Annotated in this window: 16 protein-coding genes and 1 pseudogene; 9 read left to right on the forward strand and 8 right to left on the reverse strand. The window is 63.1% G+C overall.

Features of this window, described 5'->3' with window-relative positions:
• Positions 1 to 10 precede the first annotated feature (10 nt).
• Positions 11 to 1,161 (reverse strand): annotated as a pseudogene (locus tag BQ8482_RS17050) (ISAs1 family transposase).
• Positions 1,162 to 1,345: 184 nt separating this feature from the next.
• Between BQ8482_RS17050 and secB the strand changes: the two are divergent.
• Positions 1,346 to 1,846 carry a protein-export chaperone SecB gene (gene secB, locus BQ8482_RS17055; RefSeq protein WP_123148712.1) on the forward strand — a complete coding sequence of 167 codons (501 nt, stop codon included), beginning with the start codon at positions 1,346 to 1,348 and terminating at the stop codon, positions 1,844 to 1,846.
• Positions 1,847 to 2,118: 272 nt separating this feature from the next.
• On the opposite strand, the gene dnaQ is transcribed toward secB, so the two are convergent.
• From dnaQ to BQ8482_RS17085, 5 genes are all read right to left on the reverse strand, one after another.
• The gene (gene dnaQ / locus BQ8482_RS17065) at positions 2,119 to 2,838 is read right to left on the reverse strand and encodes a DNA polymerase III subunit epsilon (protein ID WP_123148713.1); all 720 of its coding nucleotides are present in this window, start codon (positions 2,836 to 2,838) and stop codon (positions 2,119 to 2,121) included.
• An 85-nt stretch (positions 2,839 to 2,923) separates the two neighbouring features.
• Positions 2,924 to 3,526 carry a dephospho-CoA kinase gene (coaE, locus tag BQ8482_RS17070; protein ID WP_123148927.1) on the reverse strand — a complete coding sequence of 201 codons (603 nt, stop codon included), beginning with the start codon at positions 3,524 to 3,526 and terminating at the stop codon, positions 2,924 to 2,926.
• 5 nt (positions 3,527 to 3,531) lie between these two features.
• Complete coding sequence (locus BQ8482_RS17075) at positions 3,532 to 4,386, reverse strand: shikimate dehydrogenase (RefSeq protein WP_123148714.1); 855 nt, start codon at positions 4,384 to 4,386, stop codon at positions 3,532 to 3,534.
• Positions 4,379 to 4,978, reverse strand: coding sequence for a Maf-like protein (locus BQ8482_RS17080; protein WP_123148715.1), 600 nt, complete (start codon positions 4,976 to 4,978; stop codon positions 4,379 to 4,381). The genes BQ8482_RS17075 and BQ8482_RS17080 overlap by 8 nt, the downstream gene beginning before the upstream one ends.
• 196 nt (positions 4,979 to 5,174) lie before the next feature.
• Positions 5,175 to 5,996 carry a pyruvate, water dikinase regulatory protein gene (locus BQ8482_RS17085; protein ID WP_123148716.1) on the reverse strand — a complete coding sequence of 274 codons (822 nt, stop codon included), beginning with the start codon at positions 5,994 to 5,996 and terminating at the stop codon, positions 5,175 to 5,177.
• A 403-nt stretch (positions 5,997 to 6,399) separates the two neighbouring features.
• Between BQ8482_RS17085 and hemE the strand changes: the two genes are divergently transcribed.
• The 3 genes from hemE (at position 6,400) to rho (ending at position 9,502) form a co-directional block, all read left to right on the forward strand.
• Entirely contained in the window at positions 6,400 to 7,428 is a 1,029-nt protein-coding gene (gene hemE / locus BQ8482_RS17090) for a uroporphyrinogen decarboxylase (RefSeq protein ID WP_123148717.1), read from the forward strand.
• Entirely contained in the window at positions 7,425 to 7,976 is a 552-nt protein-coding gene (gene hemJ, locus BQ8482_RS17095; RefSeq protein ID WP_123148718.1) for a protoporphyrinogen oxidase HemJ, read from the forward strand. The genes hemE and hemJ overlap by 4 nt, the downstream gene beginning before the upstream one ends.
• Positions 7,977 to 8,236: 260 nt before the next feature.
• Complete coding sequence (gene rho, locus BQ8482_RS17100) at positions 8,237 to 9,502, forward strand: transcription termination factor Rho (protein WP_027153631.1); 1,266 nt, start codon at positions 8,237 to 8,239, stop codon at positions 9,500 to 9,502.
• Positions 9,503 to 9,700: 198 nt separating this feature from the next.
• Here rho and BQ8482_RS17105 read toward each other — a convergent pair whose 3' ends face one another.
• A complete protein-coding gene (locus tag BQ8482_RS17105; RefSeq protein WP_244602850.1) occupies positions 9,701 to 11,728 on the reverse strand; it encodes a thioredoxin domain-containing protein in 2,028 nt (675 codons plus the stop codon).
• A gap of 63 nt (positions 11,729 to 11,791) precedes the next feature.
• On the opposite strand from BQ8482_RS17105, the gene mnmE reads away from it, so the two are divergent.
• The 5 genes from mnmE to BQ8482_RS17135 all read left to right on the forward strand — a co-directional run bounded on the left by mnmE (position 11,792) and on the right by BQ8482_RS17135 (position 17,893).
• On the forward strand, positions 11,792 to 13,114 hold the full coding sequence (gene mnmE, locus BQ8482_RS17110) for a tRNA uridine-5-carboxymethylaminomethyl(34) synthesis GTPase MnmE (protein ID WP_123148719.1): 1,323 nt from the start codon (positions 11,792 to 11,794) through the stop codon (positions 13,112 to 13,114).
• Positions 13,115 to 13,629: 515 nt separating this feature from the next.
• Positions 13,630 to 15,504, forward strand: a complete 1,875-nt coding sequence (mnmG, locus tag BQ8482_RS17120) for a tRNA uridine-5-carboxymethylaminomethyl(34) synthesis enzyme MnmG (protein ID WP_123148720.1) — start codon at positions 13,630 to 13,632, stop codon at positions 15,502 to 15,504.
• Positions 15,501 to 16,136 (forward strand): 16S rRNA (guanine(527)-N(7))-methyltransferase RsmG, encoded by a 636-nt coding sequence (gene rsmG, locus BQ8482_RS17125; protein WP_123148721.1) that lies wholly within the window; start codon positions 15,501 to 15,503, stop codon positions 16,134 to 16,136. The genes mnmG and rsmG overlap by 4 nt, the downstream gene beginning before the upstream one ends.
• A 36-nt stretch (positions 16,137 to 16,172) precedes the next feature.
• Positions 16,173 to 16,973, forward strand: a complete 801-nt coding sequence (locus tag BQ8482_RS17130; RefSeq protein WP_123148722.1) for a ParA family protein — start codon at positions 16,173 to 16,175, stop codon at positions 16,971 to 16,973.
• Between the two features lie 35 nt (positions 16,974 to 17,008).
• Entirely contained in the window at positions 17,009 to 17,893 is an 885-nt protein-coding gene (locus BQ8482_RS17135; RefSeq protein WP_123148929.1) for a ParB/RepB/Spo0J family partition protein, read from the forward strand.
• A gap of 307 nt (positions 17,894 to 18,200) precedes the next feature.
• Here the strand turns inward: BQ8482_RS17135 and holA are convergent, their stop codons facing one another.
• On the reverse strand, positions 18,201 to 19,247 hold the full coding sequence (gene holA / locus BQ8482_RS17140; protein WP_123148723.1) for a DNA polymerase III subunit delta: 1,047 nt from the start codon (positions 19,245 to 19,247) through the stop codon (positions 18,201 to 18,203).
• Positions 19,248 to 19,307: the final 60 nt, after the last annotated feature.

The raw sequence follows: 19,307 nt of genomic DNA on the forward strand, positions 1-19,307 counted from the left end.
CGAATCCAGGTTAACGGCGTAGGTCGCCGAGGATTGCGGCGAGGTAGTCGGTGCTCCAGCCTGCCTTTTTGCGTCTGAGTTTGATGGAGTGCTTGTCGCTGACGGCTCTGACGAGGTTGAGAGCGAAATGGCGCACGATGGCCATGTTGAGAGCGCCGTGGCCTTTTCTGAGACGCGACTGGTCGTCGTTGAAGACGACGTCGAGGGTCCAGTGCAGAGCGTTCTCGACCAGCCAGTGGCCGCGCACGGCATGAGCGGCCCGTTCGGCGGAGGCGATAAAGTATCGCGTGTCGAAGCGGCTTTTGTCCTTCAGTCCAGTGCGCGAGCTGACGCGCACGATGGTTGTGGCGTCTGGCAGGCGCAGTTCACCGGGAAAGCGGCGCTGGCCTTCGAGCCAGCCAGTCTCGCGCGAGACGGTGACGGTGCGCTGCTCGATGCGGCCATGGCCCTTGTCGAGATCGACGAAGCTGTCGAGGCAATCGGCTGGAGCGTCGTCGAAATAGCGCTCGATCTCGGCTCTGAGCGTCGGCTGGTTGGCCTTGACGGCGAGCAGGCGCCGGCATCCCTGATGGTGGTAGCAATGGCGGCATTGGTGGCGATGGCGTCGATCGAGACGAGCGTGCCCTTGAGGCCGTCATTTGCCGCCAGGCGCTCGACAAGCACCGGGATCGCGGTCGTCTCGTTGCTCTTGTCAGCGACGGCCTCCTGTCCGAGCACGAGACGGGCAGTGGTGGCGAAGGCCGAGACCAGATGCAGCGCGGCCTTGCCAGCGCCGCGATCGTGGCTGCGCCGTGACGTCTTGCCGTCGATGGCGACGAAGTCCGGCTTGTCGGGCCATGTCTGGCGCACCCATGAGGTGAAGGCGGCCGAGAACAGGCCGGGATCGATGCGGTTCATCAGCATGGTCAGCCAGCGCCCGCCCGGCACGCCGTGATGATAGGGCAAGTAGCGGCGCAGGAAGTCGAGACGCGCCGCGCCCCAATCGGCAATCAAATCATAGTCGTCGCAGTCGCAGATCGTGCCGCAGACAACCAGAAGCAGGACTTCCGGCAGCGGATGCGCCACCCGCCATGGCTCACGCGGATCTTCGATCGCGGCGAAATGCTCCAGAAGCGCCTTCAGGCACGGCTTCTCAAATCCTTCGAGGGTGGCAAGGGCCATGGCACGGCTCCGAATCATCGAAGCCCCATGGAATCAGATCAACCGCAATCCCTAAAGTGCGTTAACCCGAGTTCGTAGCCCTGCGAGCAGGTCGCCAAACCTTGTCTTGTCATGCCGACCATGGTAGCGAACGCCCGATTTCAATCCGGTCAGCAACGCTGCCGAGGCAAAAGGACAAAGGCTTATGGCCAGCAAAGACGACGCGCCGACCGGCGCGGCCAGTGGCAACGGCGACGCGACGCAGCCTTCGCTCAACGTGCTTGCCCAATATGTGAAAGACCTTTCCTTCGAAAGCCCCGGCGCGCCGAACTCGCTGCGCGGCCGCGACAAGGCCCCCGGCATCGCCATCAACGTCAATGTCAACGCCAACCCGCTTTCGGACAAGCAGTTCGACGTCAATCTGACGCTGAACGCCAAGGCGTCCTTCGATAAGGAAGTGCTGTTCAACGTCGAGCTGGTCTATGGCGGCGTGTTCGCCATCAGCGGCTTCCCGCAGGAGCACATGCTGCCGCTGCTGTTCATCGAATGCCCGCGGCTGCTGTTCCCGTTCGCCAGGCAGATCATCGCCGAGGCCACCCGCAATGGCGGCTTCCCGCCGCTGATGCTCGACCCAATCGATTTCGCGCAGATGTTCCAGCAGAAGCTGGCCGAGGACCAGGCCGCCGGCAAGGCCAAGGCGAGCTGAGGCGATTGCTCGGTGACGTTTGAAAAACCCGGCCTCGCGTCGGGTTTTTTGTTTAACCGGGTTTTTTTGTTTAAGATGTCGGCGGGACAGCGCCCCCCTCTGGCCTGCCGGCCATCTCCCCCTCAAGGGGGGAGATCGGACTTCACATCGGCCGTCGCCAATCTTCATCCTCGCAAGAATGAGCGAGACGCTGGGGCTGCCAATCTCCCCCCTTGAGGGGGAGATGTCCGGCAGGACAGAGGGGGGTCGACGGAGCGCTCCCGTCACAATCACTATGCCGCGGAACTCGCTTCGGGGGCGACGCGCAGCCAGAGCGCCTTTTCGCCTAATGTGCCGACCATGCTCGCGTGCGCGCTGCGCTCTGCTTCGGTCAGGCGAGACGGCAGCGCAATCGGCCGCACGCCGATGCTGATGTCGATGTCGTCGACATTTCTTCTGCCGCCGGCCGGCGCCGTGGCACTGTCGAGGATGAGCGCCGCCTGCTTGCCGCCGATGAGCTCGATATAGACCTCGGCCAGCAATTCCGAATCGAGCAACGCGCCGTGCTTGGTTCGGCGGGCATTGTCGATGCCATAGCGCCGGCACAGCGCGTCCAGCGAATTGGGGCCCATCGGATGCTTGCGGCGCGCCAGCGCCAGCGTGTCGACGACAAGTCCGGGATCAACGACCGGGTGGCCAAGCCGACCGAACTCGACATTGAGGAAAGCGATATCGAAAGTGGCATTGTGGGCGACCAGCTTGGCGCCGTCGATGAAGGCAAGAAACTCCTCGGCGATGTCGCTGAAGGTCGGCTTGCCCATGAGGTCGGCGGCGCTGATGCCATGAACGGCCTGCGCCTCCGCATGAATCGGTCGTCCTTGCGGATCGATGTAATGGTGGAAGGTGCGGCCGGTCGGGAACCGATTGACCAACTCGATGCAGCCAAGCTCGATGACGCGGTCATCACGGAAATCGAGACCGGTGGTTTCCGTATCGAAGATGATCTCGCGCATCGAATCAGTCCGTTGGTTCCGGCGTCATTTTTGCCGAATCATGAAGGGAACAAATTGGCAACATATTACGCCGGACGCAAGCGCGTTAAGCAGGCTTGCCGGCTTTATCCCCGACCAGTTCGGCGACAATCGCATTGACCGCCGCGCGCGCCGCATCAAAACCCTGTCCGGTGTCGATGACGAAATCGGCAGCCTTACGTTTTTCGGCGTCGGGAACCTGCCTGGCCAGGACCGACGCCAGTTTCTCCTCGCTCATGCCCGGCCGCGCCAGCACCCGGGCACGCTGGATGTCGGGCGAGGCGGTGACGACCACGACCTTGTCGACGCGGTCGCGGCCGCCGGTTTCGAACAGCAGCGGGATGTCGAGTACGACAAGCGGTACGCCGGCAGCGCGGTTCCTGGCCAGGAAGGCGTCGGCGTCGGCGCGGACCAGCGGGTGGATGATCGCTTCCAGCCGTTTCAGCGCGGCTGCATCGCCGAGCACCCGCTCGGCCAGCTTGGTGCGGTCGACCGACCCGGATTTTGTCGTTCCGGGAAAAGCCGCCTCGACCAGCGGAGCGGCCTTGCCGACGTAGAGGCGATGTACCACCTCATCCGAATCGTGGACGGGCACGCCGGCTTCGGCAAACATCTTTGCGGTCGTCGACTTGCCCATGCCGATCGATCCGGTGAGGCCGAGCACGATCATGCTTTTCATTCCCTGGTCATTGCTTGGGCGCCAAGATCGGCGACAATCATCTGCCGCAATTCGGCAGTGACCTGCGGCCTGATGCCGAACCAGCGCTCGAAGCCGGGCACCGCCTGGTGCAAAAGCATGCCGAGCCCGTCGACGGTCTTCAGGCCCCGTGCTCTGGCTGCGGCCAGTAATGGCGTTTCCAACGGCACATAGACAATGTCGGTGACGATGGCATGGTCCGGCAGCCTGGCCGGATCGGCGGACAGGCCTTCATTGCCGTGCATGCCGAGCGCTGACGTGTTGACCAGCAGGCCGGCATCGGCAAGCAGCTCGCCGGTCGCGGCCGTGCTGTGGGCCGAGACCCCGCCGCCGAAGCGGTGGCGCAGCTCCTCGGCTCGGGCGAGCGTCCGGTTGACGATGCGGATATCGTCAACCCCGCGCTGCTTCAGCGCATGGATGACCGCGCGCGAGGCGCCGCCGGCACCGAGCACCACGGCCGGGCCATAGTCTGCCCAGCCCGGCGCATGCTGGTCGAGATTGGCGGCAAAGCCATGGGCGTCGGTGTTGCCGCCCCACAGTTTTCCGCCCCCGAACCAGAGCGTATTGACCGCGCCGATCTGTTCGGCCGCATCGTCGCGGCGCGCCGCCAGCGCGAAGGCGGCCTCCTTGTGCGGGATGGTGACGTTGCCGCCACGATAGCCATTCGCCGCGAGCGTTTTGACAAATTCGGCAAAAGCCTCCGGCGCGACGTCGATCGCCTGATAGCTGCCGTCGATACCGTACTTCGCCAGCCAATAGCCATGGATCTTCGGCGACCGGGAATGCGCGACCGGGTGGCCGGTGACGAAGGCCTTTTTCGCGACCTCAGCCATCGATGGCTCCGAGGTCACGCAGCTTGGCCAGGACGGGCAGCAGCGGCAGGCCGACAATGGTGAAATAGTCGCCCTCTATTCTTTCGAACAGCTGGATGCCCTCGCCTTCGATCTGGTAGGCGCCGACGCTGGACAGCGCCTTGGCGCCGACCCGCGCAAGATGGCGGCCGATGAAGGCGGGCTCGAGCTTTCGCATGGTCAGGCTGGCGATGCCGACATGCCGCCACAGGACCGCGCCGTCGCGGGCCAGCACGACGGCGCTGTTGAGTTGATGGGTCTTTCCCGATAGCGCCAAGAGATGGCGGCGCGCGGCTTCCATGTCGGCTGGCTTGTGGAACACTTCGTCGCCGAGCGACAGCGTCTGGTCGCAGCCGAGCACAAGGGCGCCGAGCTTTCGCTCACTGACCTCGGTGGCCTTGGCCTCGGCAAGCACCAGTGCGACGTCCTCGGGCGAGATACCGCTGCCCTGCAAGGGAGCTTCGAGCGCGCGCTCGTCGACTTCCGCCGGAACCGCCTCGACCGCCACGCCGGCATTGACAAGCAGCGCCTTACGGAACGGGCTGCCCGAGGCAAGGATGATTTTTTCGGTCATTTTTATCGCCCGATCTTTCCTTCTCCCCTTGTGGGAGAAGGTGGATTGGCGCGCAGCGCCAAGACGGTTGAGGGGTGTTGGACGGAGTGCCGTCGGTGCCAAGCTGGAACACCCCTCATCCGACCGAGCTTCGCTCGGCCACCTTCTCCCACAAGGGGAGAAGGAAAGGACCGCCCACAGCACAAGCGCCCGAGTCCTAGCGTGTCTTGCCGCGCAGGGCAACGATAGCCGCCGCCGTCTCCTCGATCGAGCGGCGGCTGACGTCGATCATCGGCCAGCCATGCCGGGTGCAGATCTTGCGGGCATAGGCAAGCTCTTCGCTGATCGCGGCGCGGTCGACATAGTCGGTCGGCTCATAGGCGCTGGTGTTGCCGAGGATGCGGTTCTGGCGAACCTGCGAGATGCGCTCGGCGGTGGCGATCAGCCCGACGATCAGCGGCTTCGTGGCGTTGACCAGGCTTTCCGGCACCGGCACGCCGAGCACGATCGGGATATTGGCGGTCTTGATGCCGCGATTGGCGAGATAGATGCTGGTCGGCGTCTTCGAGGTGCGCGAAATGCCGACGAGCACAATGTCGGCATCGTCCATATTGGCCGGCAGCTGTCCGTCATCATGCTCCATGGTAAAGTTGAGCGCGTCGATGCGGCGAAAGTATTCGGCATCGAGGACATGCTGGGCGCCAACGCGGCGGCCGGCCGGCGTGCCGAGATAGGACTGGAACACGGTCAGCACCGGTTCCAGTACGGAGACGCAAGGCAGGCCCATGGCGGCGCAGCGTTCGTCGATGCCGCGGGCGAGCTTCTGGTCGACGACCGTATAGAGGATGATGCCTGGCTCCTCCTCGATGTCCTCGAACACTTTCGTCACCTGCTTTTCGGTGCGGATGAGCGGATAGATGTGCTCGATGGCGCGCGCATCCTTATATTGCGCCGAAGCCGCGCGGCCGGCCGCCAGCAGCGTTTCACCGGTGGCATCGGAAATCAGGTGAAGGTGAAAGAAGCTCTGGGGTTTGTTCACAGGGGTTCGTTCCAAGCTGTGGGCCGATGTGGATAAGGTCGGTCGGAAAGATCGGCCGGTTCGGGGCGACTGTATCAGATGCCAGTTTGTCCACAATTCGATGCGCTGTCGGCTTCGTCGGGCAGCTGGGGACAAGTCCGGGGACGGGCTTTTTTGACTCGGCGTCATCCACAGGCCCATTTTCTTTGCGCGGGCGGCAACGCATTGACTCCAGTTGGAAATCTCCAACTGTCCCCAAAGTCCTCCTATCCGGCAGAAGAAGTACGCGACAATATGCTGGCTGGCCTTTTCCGGGGCAAAGCGGGACAGCAGACAACCACCGATACCAACAGACTCTTAGAATCATAAGATTCCTAGAAATAGAATATTTAATTATAGAGAAGCCTGGAGAGGCGAGTGCTGAATGCCTGAAAACCGGATCATGCTGGACGTGTTGAAGGGCAAGGCTGCGTTTCCGCCGCCGATCTGGATGATGCGCCAGGCTGGCCGCTATCTGCCGGAATATCGGGAGACACGCAGGCGGGCCGGATCGTTCCTCGACCTTTGCTACGATCCCGATCTTGCCGTGGAAGTGACGCTGCAGCCGATCGAACGCTTCGGCTTCGACGCATCGATCCTGTTTTCCGATATCCTTGTCGTACCGCATGCGCTGGGCCGTGACGTGCGCTTCGAGGAGGGACGCGGGCCGCTGTTGACGCCGATCTCGGCAACGGAGATTGCGGCTCTCGACGGCGAAACGTTTCACGTGAATCTCGAACCGGTCTATGAGACGGTCAGACGTTTGCGGGCAAAACTGCCTGATGAAACGACGCTGATCGGCTTCTGCGGCGCGCCGTGGACGGTGGCGACTTATATGATCGCCGGCCACGGCACCTCAGACCAGGCGCCGGCGCGGCTGTTTGCCTATCGCGAGCCGGCGGCTTTCCTGCAGCTGCTGAACGTCCTTGCCGATCATTCGGCCGCCTATCTGATCCGCCAGATCGAAGCCGGCGCCGATGTGGTGCAGATATTTGACTCGTGGTCCGGCGTGCTCGATGAAGTTTCCTTCGAGGCCTTTTGCGTCGGGCCGGTGGCGGAGATCGTCAGGCAGGTTCGGGCCGTCCATCCCAACGTTCCGATCATCGGCTTTCCCAAGGGCGCCGGCGCCCACTATCGCAGCTATCGCCAAAAAACCGGCGTGACGGGGCTGGGGCTCGACTGGACCGTGCCGCTGACGGAAGCGAAGGAACTGCAGCGCGGTGGCGCTGTACAGGGCAATCTCGATCCGTTGCGGCTGGTGGCCGGCGGCAAGGCGCTAGGCGACGGCGTCGACGCAATCCTGAAAGCATTGGGCGATGGGCCGCTGATCTTCAATCTCGGCCATGGCATCACGCCGGAGACGCCGATCGCGCATGTCGAGGCGATGGTGAAGATGGTGCGGGCACGTCGATGACCGACACGAATAACGCCAACAGTGGTGCGGACAGCAGCGGGGCGGGAGCGATGCGTCGAGCAGCGATCGCCATCGTCATCTTGCTCGCCCTGGCTGCGCTTCTGTTCCTGTCCGAGCCGGATGATTTCTATCCCTGGGCGAAGGCGATCCATGTCATCGCCGTCATCTCCTGGATGGCGGGCATGCTCTATCTGCCGCGGCTGCTGGTCTATCATGCCGATGCGGAGAAAGGCTCCGTCCAGTCGGAAACCTTCAAGGTGATGGAGCGCCGGCTGCTGCGCGGCATCATCAATCCGGCCATGATCATCACCTGGGCGTTCGGCCTCTGGCTGGCCTGGAAGGGTTTCGGTTTTCAGGGCGGCTGGCTGCATGCCAAGATCGCCGCTGTGCTTGGCCTGTCGGCCGCTCACGGCTATCTGGCCGGTGCGGTTCGTAAATTCGCCGAGGACCGCAACGAAAAGCCCGCGAAGCACTGGCGGATCGTCAACGAGATCCCCACATTGCTGATGATCGTCATCGTCGTGCTGGTCATCGTGAAGCCGTTTTGACGCCGCCGCATCGGCCAGAAATCGGAGCCGATTTTCGGAAAGTACGATGCGGAACTCAAGAAGTTTTACAGCGTCCCTTTGCGCGTCAAGAGAGACGCGCGGCGCTGACAAAAGGCGGCTTGCTCTTTCAGTCGACCAACGATAAAAGACGGGTCTTCCTTCCCGTCATGCGCCGCCCATTCATCGCTTCGGCCGCGCCCGGCATTTGTCGCATCCCGCCGATATTTCCCCATGCTTACTCACTCAGAGTCCGTCTAATGATGCAAGAAATGAAACTCACCGAGTTCAAGAACAAGAAACCGCCAGAGCTGATCGCTTATGCCGAATCGCTCGAGGTCGAGAACGCCAGTGTGATGCGCAAGCAGGAGCTGATGTTCGCGATCCTGAAGCGGCTGGCGACCCAGGATATCGAGATCATCGGTGACGGCGTCGTCGAAGTGCTGCAGGACGGATTTGGCTTCCTGCGCTCGGCCAATGCCAATTATCTGCCGGGTCCGGACGATATCTATATTTCGCCGTCGCAGATCCGCCGGTTCTCGCTGAAGACCGGCGACACGGTCGAAGGCCCGATCCGCAGCCCGAAAGAGGGCGAGCGCTATTTCGCGCTGCTCAAGGTCAACACGATCAATTTCGACGACCCGGAAAAGATCCGCCACAAGATCCATTTCGACAATCTGACGCCGCTTTATCCGACGTCGCGGCTGAAGATGGAAATGGATGTTCCGACCTCGAAGGACATTTCGGCCCGCGTCATCGACCTGGTGGCGCCGCTCGGTAAAGGCCAGCGCGCCCTGATCGTGGCGCAGCCGCGCACCGGCAAGACGGTGCTCTTACAGAACATCGCCCACTCGATCACCACCAATCATCCCGAATGCTATTTGATCGTGCTCTTGATCGATGAGCGGCCGGAAGAAGTCACCGACATGCAGCGTTCGGTGAAGGGCGAGGTCGTTTCCTCGACCTTCGACGAGCCGGCGGTGCGCCACGTTCAGGTCGCCGAAATGGTGATCGAGAAGGCCAAGCGCCTTGTCGAGCACGGGCGCGACGTCGTCATCCTGCTGGATTCGATCACCCGACTCGGCCGTGCCTACAACACCGTGGTGCCGTCATCCGGCAAGGTGCTGACCGGCGGTGTCGACGCCAATGCGCTGCAGCGGCCGAAGCGCTTCTTCGGTGCCGCCCGCAACATCGAGGAAGGCGGCTCGCTGACCATCATCGCCACCGCGCTAATCGACACCGGCAGCCGTATGGACGAGGTCATCTTCGAAGAGTTCAAGGGTACCGGCAACTCGGAAATCGTGCTCGACCGCAAGGTCGCGGACAAGCGCATTTATCCGGCCATGGACATCCTCAAGTCCGGCACCCGCAAGGAAGACCTGCTGGTCGCCCGCCAGGATCTGCAGAAGATCTTCGTGCTGCGCCGCATCCTGGCGCCGATGGGCACCACCGACGCCATCGAGTTCCTGATCGACAAGCTCAAGCAGACCAAGACCAACGCGGATTTCTTCGATTCGATGAATACGTAAGGGGTTGGACAGCGCTGCCCCTTCCTGCCTTCTCCCCCTGTGGGAGAAGGTGGATTGGCGCGTAGCGCCAAGACGGTTGAGGGATGCTGGACGGAATGCGGCGGTGCCAAGCTGGAACACCCCTCATCCGACCGAGCTGTCGCTCGGCCACCTTCTCCCACAAGGGGAGAAGGGAGAGCCCGCGCAGCATCCCCTCACCTATCCGCGCCGCAACCGCCGCTCAAGCTCCTCAGCGTCCGTTATCACCGGCAGGCAGACCTGCCCGGTGCACAGCCAGGCGCCAGGCTCGGTCGTTGGCGGCAGAACGCCGCCTGGGAGCATCGGCAGGTTTGTCGCCGAACCGACCGGCACGATAGTGTCGATCCGGCGCGGGTCCGGATTTCGATTCGCGACCGGAACAAGCCCCGGATTCTCCGGGTTCTCCACCAGCACCAGCTTCAACGGCTCGATCGCCAAGGCACAGGCGTTGACGACACCCGCTTGGCCATAGGCCTGGTGCGCCGCACGGCCGGCCGCGTGCTCGGCGACCTTCAAGGTCTTTTCCTGCAATTCGAGATAGCCCGAAAGCGAAGACAATCGAACCATGGCCTCGATGATCTGGCCGGCCGCTGACGGAATGGCCTCGTCGACATCGCCCCTGATGCGGATCGGCACGTCGCTGCTGTCCGACGCGGTGAGATAGTAGCCGGTGTTGCTCTCATCGCTATGCCATTGATCGAGCTGCGCGATGAATTGGCCGGCCAGCTCGGCATAACTCGATGTGCCGGTAGCCTCGAACAATGAGATCGCGGCGTTGGTCATGCCGGCGTAATCGCTCGACAGCGCCGGAAAAAGCTTCTTTGCGCTAAGCATCGAATGCGGCAGCCGGCCGTCTCGACCAGCGCTGGCAATGGCAGCAAAGGCCTGTTCCGCCGCCTCGATCCAGTCGATCCGTTTCAGGGCGCGCCCGGCTTCGGCGAGAGCCGCGATCACCAGGCCGTTCCAATCGGTCAGGATTTTTTCATCACGCCCGGGTCTGACGCGCTGCTCTCGGGCTGCCAGCAATTTTTCTTTCAGCGGAATGAGCCGGTCGCGATCGGCGACGCTTTGCGTTTGCTGGGCCTCAGTCTGGTGGATGATCGGCTTGCCTTCCCAACCATGCGGGCTGGAAAGTGTGAAGTGTTGGAAAAATAAGGCTGATTCGTCGCCGAGAGCGGTTTCTATCTCATCCCTGCTCCAGGTGTAGAACAACCCCTCCTCGCCCTCGCTGTCGGCGTCTAGACTGGCAGCGAAGGCACCGCCATCGACGCGCATCTCGCGCAAGAGCCAGTCGACCGTCTCTTCGATTCTCACCCGGAACAATTCATTGCCTGATGCCGCATAGGCCCAGTTGCACAACCGGATAAGCTGAGCGTTGTCGTAGAGCATCTTTTCGAAATGCGGCACCAGCCATTCGGCATCGGTCGAATAGCGGCTGAGACCGCCGCCGATATGGTCATAGATGCCGCCCGCCAGCATCTTTTCTAGGCTGAGCAGGACGGCGTCGCGATGGGCTGTGGCGCCGTCGCGCAGCCAGGACAGCCAGAGCGTCTGCATGAACGGCGCATTGGGGAATTTGGGCGCGCCGCGCAGGCCGCCCAGATCCCGGTCGATCATGCCGTCGATACCGTTGGCGAGCGTGGCGAGCGTGTCGCGATCGAGCACGGCCTTGGCATGCGTGCCCGCCAGCCGCGCCTCGACATGTGTGGTCAGGCCGTCGGCGCTTTGGTTAACGCTTTCTTTCTTCTCCCGCCACGCCTTGTCGACCGCCTCCAGCACCTGGACGAAGCCCGGGCGGCCGTAGCGTGCTTCGCGCGGAAAATAGGTGCCGCCCCAGAAAGGTTTTCCGTCAGGTGTCAGAAACATTGTCAGCGGCCATCCGCCCTGCTCGCCCATCGACGACAGCGCGGCCATATAGATCTGATCGATGTCCGGCCGCTCCTCGCGATCGACCTTGATATTGACGAAGAGACGGTTCATGACGGCGGCGACGTCGTCGTTCTCGAAGCTTTCGTGGGCCATGACATGGCACCAGTGGCAGGCGGCGTAGCCGATTGAGAGCAGGATTGGCCGCTGCAGCGCCCTTGCTTCGGCGAGCGACGCCGGCGACCACGCCCGCCAATGCACCGGGTTGCCGCTATGCTGCTGCAGATAGGGGCTCGCCTCTTCGGCAAGCAGATTTTGCGCGGGCAGATTTTGCGCGGTCACGGTCGGGCACTCGGCGAATTGTCATGAATAAGCGAAGCTAGGGCGGTTGTGCTGGGTCGGCAAATGATTTCAGGTGATTCCATAGTTGCCCTGTCAAGCGGCCGCCTGCCCGCTGGTGTTGCCGTGATCCGCATTTCCGGCCCGCAAAGTCGATTCGTCGTCGAAACGATTGCCGGTTCGATGGTTCAGAACCGTGTTGCCGCCTATCGCAAGTTCAAGGCGCCCGACGGACCGGTGCTCGACAGCGGCCTGGTCGTCTTTTTTGCCGGGCCCAACAGCTTTACCGGCGAGGACATCGCCGAATTCCATGTCCATGGCGGGCGTGCCGTGGTGGCCAGGATGCTGGAAACGATCGCCGGCTTTGACGGCGTCAGGCATGCCGAACCGGGCGAGTTCACCCGCCGTGCGTTTCTCAACGGCAAGGTCGATCTGGTCGAGACCGAGGCGCTGGCCGATCTCGTCAATGCCGAGACGGAGGCGCAGCGGCGCTTTGCCGTGCAGAATGCCGAAGGGGCGCAGAGCGAGCTCTATCTAAGCTGGCGCCGACGGCTCATTCATACGCGGGCGATGATCGAGGCCGAGATCGATTTTGCCGACGAAGACGATGTGCCGGGTTCCGTTGCTGAGACGGTCTGGTCGGACGTCCGCGCGATGATCGACGAGATCGAGCATCATGTCCAAGGGTTCCGGGCCGCCGAGATCATCCGCGACGGGTTCGAGGTCGTCATCCTCGGCGCACCGAATGCCGGCAAATCCAGCCTGTTCAACGCTCTGGCCCGGCGCGAGGCGGCGATCGTCACCGAAGAGCCCGGCACCACCCGCGATCTGCTCGAAGTGGTGCTGGATCTGGAGGGGATGCGGATAAGAGTAACCGACACCGCCGGCTTGCGCGAAACACCCGGCAGGATCGAGGCGATCGGTATCGAAAGGGCGAGGAGCAAGGCCGGCACTGCCGATCTGTTGCTGGTGCTGGAGGATATAGCGGAGCCGGTCCCCATCGGGGCAATACCGGCCGATGTCCCGTCATTGAGGATCGGGACGAAGGTCGATTTGCTGCGGGATGAATCGCTTGTGGCGCGCTACGACGCGGTAATCTCGACCAGGGACGGGACAGGGCTGGCGGAGCTACTGGCGGAGATCGCCCGTCGCGCCGCGGCGCAGATCGGCCAAGCCGGCGATATTCTGCCGTCGCGGCTGCGGCACGTCGACCTTCTCAACGAAACGAAACGGTTCCTGCTGGCGGCAGTGACAGGGAGCGAACGGGGGCAGGAGCTGCGGGCCGAGGAATTGCGGCTGGCAGCGGATAGGCTTGGCCGCATTGTTGGAGCGGTCGATGTCGAGGACATGCTGGACGTCATTTTTGCGCAGTTCTGCATCGGAAAATGACTCACGTGAAACATGGGAGTGGGAGAACGCAGCGATGGAGATGGAGCGTCGGCGATCCTTCGCGCCCCCCTCTGTCCTGCCGGACATCTCCCCCACGAGTGGGGAGATTGGCAGCTTCGTCGTCCCGCTCCTCCTTCAGCCCTGACCATTGGCGAAAGCGGAGATGACGGCCGATCTCCCCCCGTGTGGGGGAGATGTCCGGCAGGACAGAGGGGGGCGCTGTCCCTCCAGCGTCTCGCTAGCTTCCTCGCGCCTCAGCGCCTGAGGGAATGATCGGAGGGTTCTGCGTCCCACTCCGCTTCGATGAGTAGCGCTGGTAACCAACTCCGACATCTCCTTTTTTGGCTTGGGCAAATCGGATCCTCTGGCAGAGGAGCCAGCGCTGTGATTCACGTGAAACACCTCCCAATCAACGCGGACGGAATTGTTTCACGTGAAACGATTCGTCGAGCTGTCCTTGACAGCGCAGGTTCTCGGCGACATGTGTCGGGCGACTTCAATTCGGGATTCTGAAAATGACCGATCACTATGATGTGGTTGTGGTGGGCGGCGGCCATGCTGGTTGCGAGGCGGCCAGCGCTGCCGCGCGCGCTGGCGCGAAAACGGCTTTGGTGTCACTGCGCTTCGATACGATCGGCGTCATGTCGTGCAATCCGGCGATCGGCGGGCTCGGCAAGGGGCATCTGGTTCGCGAGATCGACGCCATGGACGGGCTGATGGGGCGCGTCGCCGATGCGGCCGGCATCCAGTTCCGTTTGCTCAACCGCCGCAAGGGCCCGGCAGTTCGCGGGCCGCGGACGCAAGCGGACAGAAAACTCTATCGGCTCGCCATGCAGGCGGCGATTCGCGAGCAGGCCGGTCTCGACGTGGTCGAGGGCGAGGTTCTGGATTTCGAAATCGACGATGGATGCATAGCGGCCGTGCTGCTGGCGGATGGTCGCAGACTTGCTTGCTGCGCCGTGGTGCTGACGACCGGCACCTTTCTGCGCGGGCTGATCCATATCGGCGAGAAGAAGATCGTTGCCGGCCGCATGAACGAGCAGGCCAGCCTCGGCCTGTCGGCCACGATGAGCCGCGCCGGCTTCAAGCTCGGGCGGCTGAAGACCGGCACGCCGCCACGGTTGGACGGGCGGACGATCGATTGGGCGTCGCTGGAGAGTCAGGCGGCCGATGACAATCCCGTGCCGTTTTCGCTGATGACCGACCGCATCGACAACCCGCAGATCCATTGCGGCATCACGCGAACGACCGCGGCGACGCATGAGCTGATCCGCGCCAATCTGAGCCGTTCCGCAATGTATTCCGGCTCTATCGAAGGCGTTGGGCCGCGTTACTGCCCGTCGATCGAGGACAAGATCGTCAAGTTCGGCGACCGCGAGGGCCACCAGATTTTCATTGAGCCGGAAGGGCTGGACGACGACACCGTCTACCCGAACGGCATTTCGACTTCGCTGCCGGAGGACGTACAGCTCGACATTCTAAAAACCATTCCTGGCCTTGAGCGTGCCACCATGCTGCAGCCGGGTTACGCCATCGAATATGACCATGTCGATCCGCGCGAGCTCAAGCCGACGCTGGAAACCAAGCGAATCTCCGGTCTTTTTCTGGCAGGGCAGATCAACGGCACCACCGGTTACGAGGAGGCCGGCGCGCAAGGGCTGCTGGCCGGCCTCAACGCCGCGCGGCAGGCTTCGGCGAGCGACCAGATCGTGCTCAGTCGCACCGAGGCCTATATCGGGGTCATGGTCGACGACCTGACCAGCCGCGGCATCGCCGAACCTTACCGGATGTTCACCTCGCGGGCCGAGTTCCGGCTGTCGCTGCGGGCCGACAACGCCGATGAGCGGCTCACGCCGCTGGCGATGAAGTTCGGGATTGCCTCGCAGGAGCGGATGCAACGGTTTAGCGACGTCGTGCAGGACCTTGAAAAGGCGAGGGACCTTGCGCTTGGCACGACCATGACCCCCAACGAAGCGGCGCGCCATGGGCTCGAGATCAACAGGGACGGTGTGCGCCGATCCGCTTACGAATTGCTGGCCTATCCGGGTGTCGATGTCGGTTGGCTGGCCCGAATCGCGCCGCAGTTTGGCGGCATCGACGCCAAGACGGCCGAACGTCTCGAAACGGAGGCGAAATATTCGGTCTATCTCGACCGCCAGCATGCCGATGTCACGCAGATCAGGCATGAGGAGAGCCGCTTGATCCCGGAATCGCTCGATTTCGCTTCTGTTCCGGGCCTGTCCAACGAGCTGAAGCAAAAAATGGCGGCGCGTCAGCCGCGCTCGATCGCCGATGCGCAGCGTATGGAAGGCATGACGCCGGCTGCACTGGCCATCATTGTCGCGCATGTCCGCAACGCCGAGGCTGCTGCACGAAGGAATGTTGCGTGAGCGCTGCCTCATGGGCGAGCCTGCAAGAGGCTGCCGGTCCGGTTTCACGTGAAACATTCGAACGCCTGGTAGAGTTCGAGACGGTCTTCCAGAAATGGAACCGCCGGATAAACCTGGCGGCGCAGTCGACGCAGGACGATGTCTGGCGCCGCCACATCCTCGACAGCGCGCAGCTGGTGCGAATCAAACCAGAGGCGAAGCGCTGGATCGATCTCGGCTCTGGCGGCGGTTTTCCCGGCCTTGTGCTTGCGTTCCTGCTTGCCGAGCGCGACGGCGCCAGCATCGATCTGGTTGAAAGCAATCGGAAAAAAGCATCGTTCCTGCAAGCGGTCGTCGGCCAATTCAACCTGCCCGCCAGGGTCGTCGCGCGTCGCATCGACGACGCCTATCCGTTTGTTTCAACACCTCAAATCGTCACTGCCAGAGCGCTGGCGTCGCTTCCGGTCTTGCTCGAACTGTCGGCGCCGTGGCTGACGGCCGGCGCGCGCGGCCTGTTCCACAAAGGCCGGGATTACCGTGCCGAAGTGGCAGAAAGCGCTCAACGATGGTCATTCGATCTGGTAGAACATGCCAGCGCGACCGACGCTCATGGCGTCATCCTCGAACTGTCTGATTTGCGCCAACTGACTTAGATCGGCGACCTCGGAATGAATTTCTGGCATAGACCCATGATGAAGAATGGCCCCCGAATCATCACCGTAGCCAACCAGAAGGGCGGCGTCGGCAAGACGACGACGGCCATCAATCTGGCGACGGCGCTGGCGGCGATCGGCGAGCGGGTACTGATCGTCGATCTCGATCCGCAAGGCAATGCCAGCACGGGCCTCGGCATCGACCGGCGCGACCGCACCGTTTCCTCCTATGACGTGCTGACCGGCGAGCTCGATCTGGAGGCGGCGGCGATCCCGACGGCGGTGCCGGGCCTGTCGATCGTGCCGTCGACGCTCGACCTGCTCGGCATCGAGATGGAGATCGCCTCGGCGCCGGACCGAGTGCTGCGGCTGCGCAACGCCTTGCGCGCCTCGGCCGATCGATCGGCCAATTTTGGCTATGTGCTGATCGATTGTCCGCCGTCGCTCAATCTTCTGACGCTGAACTCGATGGCGGCAGCCGATTCGGTGCTGGTGCCGCTGCAATGCGAGTTCTTCGCGCTCGAAGGCTTGAGCCAGCTGCTGGAGACGGTCGAGCAGGTTCGCCGCTCGATCAATCCCGAGCTGACGATCCAGGGCATCGTGCTAACCATGTTCGACGGGCGCAACAACCTCGCCAACCAGGTGGTGCAGGACGTGCGCGCGCATATGGGCGACAAGGTCTATGAAACCGTGATCCCGCGCAATGTGCGTGTCTCCGAGGCGCCGTCCTACGGCAAGCCGGCGATCCTCTACGACCTCAAATGCTCCGGCAGCCAGGCCTATCTGCAGCTTGCCTCCGAGGTGATCCGCCGCGAGCGCAAACTGCGCGCCGCCTAGAAGCCGATTCGACACCGAAACGATCTGGACAGATGATGAGTGAAGACCTTTCGAGAAAAAGACTGGGGCGGGGACTGGCGGCGCTGATCGGCGAAATCGATCGTCCGGCAGCGCCGGAAAAGCAGAGCATGAATGCCGACGGCAAAGTTCCGATCGAGTTCCTGAGCCCGAACCCAAAGAATCCGCGCCGGCATTTTGGCGACGCCGACCTGACCGATCTTGCCCAGTCGATCCGTGAACATGGCGTGGTGCAGCCGGTGGTGGCACGGCCATCGCCGACGCAAGCTGGCCGCTACGAGATCATCGCCGGCGAGCGGCGCTGGCGCGCGGCACAGCGCGCGGGGCTGACCGATATCCCGATCATCGTGCGCGATGTCAACGATCGCACCGCGCTCGAACTGGCGATCATCGAAAACGTCCAGCGCACCGACCTCAACCCGGTCGAGGAGGCGATGGGCTACCAGCAGCTGATCGACGATCACGGCTACACCCAGGCCGATCTCGGCCAGGTGATCGGCAAGAGCCGCAGCCATGTCGCCAACACGCTCAGGCTGCTGAAGCTGCCGGACGTGATTCGCGACATGCTGGTCGATGGCGCGCTGTCGGCCGGCCACGCCCGCACATTGGTGACGGCGCAGGATCCGGCGAGCCTGGCCAAGCGGATCGTCGAGGACGGGCTTTCGGTGCGCCAGGCGGAAGCGCTGGCGCAGATGCCGACCGGCGCTCCAACGGGAAAGCGAAAGCCTGCAGCACCGGCACAGAAGGATGCCGATACGCTGGCGCTGGAAAAGCTGATGACCGGCACGATCGGCATGATCGTCACGATCGAGCACAAGGAACGCGGCGGTGTGATCAGCGTCGCTTACCGGACGCTGGAGCAGCTCGATGAATTGTGCCGGCGGTTGAAGCAGGAGCGGTAGGTGCTTGAGGTGCTCATGTTTTTAGCCGGCAAATAATCTTCCGGCTTAGGATTAAGCACGACCTAGGCGGACATCCTCGTCCACAACGAAGGCTGGCGATTGCCAGCCCTTCCTTTTTTCAGCGCTGGTGATTGGCGAAATCGCCGAGGCTGCTGATCTCCCCCTTGAGCGGGAGATGGCCGGCAGGCCCAGAAAGGGTCGCCTAGCATCAAGCGCCGGCGCCTTGCGGAAGCGAAGAAGATGTCGGCGTTCCACGCTGCGACCCCCTCTGTCGCCTTCGGCGACATCTCCCCCTCAAGGGGGGAGATCAGGTGCGCTGCGCCAGCCGGGCGCTTTCCACAGCAATGCCGAGCAGCGCCTGCCGTGCCAGCGCGACCGAGAGGTCCGGCCGGCGCCGCGTCTGCAGGACCGCCGTCTGCAGCCTGGTCAAAGCGCGGCCAAGCGCCTCGCTGTTCCACCGTTCGAGGGCTTTCTCCACCAGCTTGCGCCGCGAGAAAAAAACCGGCGGGCGCGCCGCGGCAACGACCGCCGCGGCGTTGCGGCCGCCGGTGTCCATCAGGCCGCGCATCGCCTGAATCGCCTGCAGCTGCCGCATCGCCGAGGAAAGCACCAGAAAAGCCTGGCCGCCGGACTGGCAGTGGCGGGTGAAGGCCATGTCGAAGTCGCCGACCTTGCCTTCGAGCACGGCATCGACGGCGTCGTCGAAGGAGAGGCCGGAGACGTCGCCCGATGTCGCCTTGACGTCGTCGAGACCGATTTCGGCCTGGCCGTGGGCATAAAGCACCAGCTTCTCGATCTCACCGCGCGAGGCCAGCCGGTCACCACCGAGGTTACGGCGCAGCGCCTGGCGAGCCTCCAGCGTCATCGACATGCCGGCCTTGCGCAATTCATCATCGATGACCGTGTCGATGTCGCGGGCCTCGTCGGCGTAGCACGGCAAGGCCATGGCAATGTCTGCCGCCTCGACGATGGAACGCAACCCGACGCCTTTCTTCAGGTCGCCGGCCTCGATCAGGATGATGGCGTCACGCGGCGGCTCTGATGTCAGCGCCTTGACGTCATCGGCAAGCGCCTTCTGGCCCGAGGCATTGCGCACCCAGAGCAGGCGCCGGTCCGAAAACATCGGCACGGTGCGCGCCTCGTCGAGCAGGCGGCCCTCGTCGCGGTCGACTTCCGAACCGTCCAGCCTGACCACCGAGAACGGATCGTCGAGCGGCAGGCCGGTTTTGCCGGCAAAGGCCTTCGCCCGCTCGGCGACGAGCCCGCGATCGGGCCCGTAAAGCAGGACGATCGAGATGCGCGGGTCCGGCCGCGCCAACCACGAATCGACTTCGTAACCTTTCTTCTGTGCCATGGGTTCTGGTTAGCATGATGCGGTTGCGGGGTGAACGGCGCACCCCTCCTTTCCTTCTCC

The sequence above is a fragment of the Mesorhizobium delmotii genome (genome assembly GCF_900149755.1).
GTDB classification, from domain to species: Bacteria; Pseudomonadota; Alphaproteobacteria; order Rhizobiales; family Rhizobiaceae; genus Mesorhizobium; species Mesorhizobium delmotii.

Excerpts from the sequence above, each read along its gene's own strand:
- dnaQ (WP_123148713.1), bottom strand. The coding sequence starts at position 2,838 with ATGCGCGAGATCATCTTCGATACGGAAACCACCGGTCTCGATTTCCGT.
- BQ8482_RS17075 (WP_123148714.1), bottom strand. The coding sequence starts at position 4,386 with ATGGCTGAGGTCGCGAAAAAGGCCTTCGTCACCGGCCACCCGGTCGCG.
- mnmG (WP_123148720.1), top strand. The coding sequence starts at position 13,630 with ATGACCGATCACTATGATGTGGTTGTGGTGGGCGGCGGCCATGCTGGT.
- hemJ (WP_123148718.1), top strand. The coding sequence starts at position 7,425 with ATGACCGACACGAATAACGCCAACAGTGGTGCGGACAGCAGCGGGGCG.
- mnmE (WP_123148719.1), top strand. The coding sequence starts at position 11,792 with ATGATTTCAGGTGATTCCATAGTTGCCCTGTCAAGCGGCCGCCTGCCC.
- BQ8482_RS17135 (WP_123148929.1), top strand. The coding sequence starts at position 17,009 with ATGAGTGAAGACCTTTCGAGAAAAAGACTGGGGCGGGGACTGGCGGCG.
- coaE (WP_123148927.1), bottom strand. The coding sequence starts at position 3,526 with ATGATCGTGCTCGGCCTCACCGGATCGATCGGCATGGGCAAGTCGACG.
- BQ8482_RS17130 (WP_123148722.1), top strand. The coding sequence starts at position 16,173 with ATGATGAAGAATGGCCCCCGAATCATCACCGTAGCCAACCAGAAGGGC.
- BQ8482_RS17080 (WP_123148715.1), bottom strand. The coding sequence starts at position 4,978 with ATGACCGAAAAAATCATCCTTGCCTCGGGCAGCCCGTTCCGTAAGGCG.
- holA (WP_123148723.1), bottom strand. The coding sequence starts at position 19,247 with ATGGCACAGAAGAAAGGTTACGAAGTCGATTCGTGGTTGGCGCGGCCG.
- hemE (WP_123148717.1), top strand. The coding sequence starts at position 6,400 with ATGCCTGAAAACCGGATCATGCTGGACGTGTTGAAGGGCAAGGCTGCG.
- secB (WP_123148712.1), top strand. The coding sequence starts at position 1,346 with ATGGCCAGCAAAGACGACGCGCCGACCGGCGCGGCCAGTGGCAACGGC.
- rho (WP_027153631.1), top strand. The coding sequence starts at position 8,237 with ATGCAAGAAATGAAACTCACCGAGTTCAAGAACAAGAAACCGCCAGAG.